This is a genomic window from Paenarthrobacter sp. YAF11_1 (assembly GCF_052113445.1).
GTDB lineage: Bacteria > Actinomycetota > Actinomycetes > Actinomycetales > Micrococcaceae > Arthrobacter.
This window is the reverse complement of the sequence record NZ_JBFRDF010000039.1, coordinates 1-523: the sequence shown is the minus strand read 5'-3', so window position 1 is coordinate 523 and position 523 is coordinate 1. Positions and strand designations below refer to the sequence as shown.

Genomic DNA, 523 nt, shown 5'->3' with positions numbered 1-523 from the left:
TTCGTAGACTTCCAGCACCGGCTCCGCATCCTTGCTGCAGCTTGGCAGGTACATGAGGCGGTGGACATCGAACGTCGTCTTGTCGAAATACTGCATCCCGATCTGCTCAGCCAGCTTCCGGCTAACGGCTGCATACTCATCAGGGCTCATGGACCGATCAGTGGGAACAATGAGGCGGTATTTTGGCTTCTGGGGCCTGTGACTGTGCGTTGAGTATATGGCATAGGCGCATCCGCCCAGAACGAGCTCCACAGCGAAAAGGAAATCCTCGTCGCCCCGATCCACGTCCAAGGTAATCAGGCTACGGGTATCAACATTCTCCTTCTTACGCCGTCCGCCCCGGACAAGCCCACCAACGAATGAGGGTCCGTCCTTTGCTTTCCCTTTCCCGGCGACTGGCATCTTGTCATATTGAGCCATTGTTTCCGCAGTACGCCGCACCTTCCGCAGCCGATCAACGAACTCATCCCAGGTCAAATATTCAGGCTTCCAATTCGTGTCAGCCCGGTGCTTACCGAAGCTA

At 55.8% G+C, this 523-nt stretch carries 1 protein-coding gene; it reads right to left on the bottom strand.

Features of this window, described 5'->3' with window-relative positions; genetic code table 11:
- Nucleotides 1–477 (bottom strand): hypothetical protein (locus tag AB4Y77_RS22970; protein ID WP_442015463.1); only part of this gene is annotated, 477 nt, incomplete at its 3' end.
- Nucleotides 478–523 lie beyond the last annotated feature (46 nt).